This window comes from Streptomyces sp. S6, assembly GCF_054880855.1.
Window position 1 is genome coordinate 1 of the sequence record NZ_JBTYMC010000567.1, and the last position, 2,088, is coordinate 2,088.

The window sequence follows — 2,088 nt, forward strand, 5'->3', positions numbered from 1 at the left end:
TCTGGCCGACCGCCATCTCCGCCCTCGAACGCGGAATCCGCCGAGACGACGACCTCGCCCACACCTACCGCAACTGGCTCCAAGCCGCTTGACAGGCAATAGGAGCATCAGTGAGGCCGGAGGCTACTCGCGGCTCACCAGCCGCCGCTCCTCCCGCCGCTGCGCCCTGCGCCGCAGGAACCGGCGGATGCGGGAGGCGAGGAAGACGAGGAGGACGGCGCCGGCGAGGAGGAGGGCGCCCGCGACGATCGCCGCCGCGCCCGGGTGGAACATCGCGAACGTCACCAGACCGCCCACCCCGAGATCCTCCGCGAGGCTCACCACGAGGTTGCTGAAGGGCTCCGGGGAGGTGTTGACGGCCATCCGGGTGCCCGCCTTGACGGCGTGGCTGGCGAGGGCCGTGGAGCCGCCCAGGAGGCCCGCGGCGATGTCGGAGAGGGAACCGGAGTGGCCGGCGAGGAGCGCGCCCACCCAAGCGCCCGCGACCGGGCGGATCAGGGTGTGGACGGCGTCCCAGACGGAGTCCACGTAGGGGATCTTGTCGGCGACCGAGTCGCAGAGGAACAGGACGCCCGCCACGATCAGCACCTCGGGGCGCTGCAACGTCTCCGGGACGTCGTCGCTCAGTCCGGTCGCGCCGAACACGCCGAGCAGCAGCACCACCGCGTACGCGTTGATGCCGCTGGCCCAGCCGCTGGTGAACACGAGGGGGAGTACCGACACGGACGCGATCGTAACCAGAGCGGGCCGGACCGGCCTGGGGATGAGCACACAGTCCTGAGTATCCGTACTCAGTGACGGAGATGAGTACGCGCGCGGATGGGTGCCGACCTGCGTAAACGGGAGAGTGGAGGCACGGAAAGGGGACCGGAGCCGGTACCGCCGACACGGGGCGGCGGAACCGGCACCGGACCCCAGACCGCTCCTTCCGCCGACCAGTCGGCGGGAGCGAGGCACGGGGGACCCCACGGGGGGAACGACCGACGGGGGAAGCAGGAACGGGGGGAAACGGGGGAAACAGGGGGAACGGGGGGAACGGGGGAAAGAGGAAGCGCCGGTTCGACGGTGGCCCGCGGGGGACGCGGCCATGTCGGACCGGCGCTTTCGCGCACCCACATTTCGTGCACCGCAAGAGGTACGCCGCTTCAGAAACGGCCGCCCCTGAGAGACGCCCGTCACCGGCCCCCGCTCACCCTCCCCTGAAGCAGCCGCGACAACGCCGCGTGCACCTCGTCCAGCGACCGCTCCGGCTGGAACGCCTGCCAGTCCAGCGCCGCGACCAGCACCATCCCGACCAGCGCCGCGGCGGTCAGCGGCACGTCGATGTCGTCCGCGAACTCGTCCTCCTCGATCCCCGCGCGGAGCACCTCCTCGACGACGGCCACCGCCTCCTTGCGCACGACCATGAGGGTCGACTGCCAGGCACGGTTCGTCCGCCACAGCTCGGCGACGTAGAGCTGGGTGAAGGCGGGGTAGCGGTCGATGAAGACGAGGCCCGCGCGGATCATCGCGTCGAGGGCGTCCACGCGCGTGCCGCCCGCGCGCGCGGTGCGTTCCGCGGCCTCTCTCAGCGAGGCGGTCAACAGACCCACGCCGTGCCGCAGCAACTCCTCGAAGAGGACGGACTTGCTGGCGAAGTTGTAGTAGACGGTGCCCTTCGCGACGCCCGCGCGCTCGGCGATCTCGTCGACCGTGGTGGCGGAGAAACCCTGCTCGGCGATGAGGGTGACGGCCGCCTCGTAGAGCTTCTGCCGGGTGGCCGCGCGGCGGGTGCCACCGCCCGAGGTGGTGCTGCTTTCCATGCGGTCGATTCTCACAGGTGCACAACCGGTCGGGGGGCCGGTTCGGAGATCACCCAAGGGCCGGGCGGGCACCTCACCCGAACCCCTGATCGAGATAAAAGACCAGGTCAGAACGGATTGTCAGTGGCATACCTCACGATGGGCACATACGGCACCTCCCGTCGGGGGGCGTGCCGTCACCCAGACGACAGGAGGTTCGTCATGGCCAGCCACCGCGCGCCAGCCGCGCACCGCCCCCGCGTCACCGGCCCTGTCCCCGCACCGCCCGGCCCCGCGAGCGACGTGC

2 protein-coding genes are annotated in these 2,088 nt (G+C 71.0%); both read right to left on the reverse strand.

Translation table 11 applies throughout. The features are described from left to right. Nucleotides 1-123 precede the first annotated feature (123 nt). Nucleotides 124-723 (reverse strand): DUF4126 domain-containing protein, encoded by a 600-nt coding sequence (locus tag ACVNF4_RS35275; protein ID WP_461806926.1) that lies wholly within the window; start codon nt 721-723, stop codon nt 124-126. Between the two features lie 452 nt (nt 724-1,175). Further along, on the reverse strand, nt 1,176-1,802 hold the full coding sequence (locus ACVNF4_RS35280; protein WP_461806927.1) for a TetR/AcrR family transcriptional regulator: 627 nt from the start codon (nt 1,800-1,802) through the stop codon (nt 1,176-1,178). Between the last annotated feature and the right edge of the window lie 286 nt (nt 1,803-2,088).

Excerpts from the sequence above, each read along its gene's own strand:
- ACVNF4_RS35280 (WP_461806927.1), bottom strand. The coding sequence starts at position 1,802 with ATGGAAAGCAGCACCACCTCGGGCGGTGGCACCCGCCGCGCGGCCACC.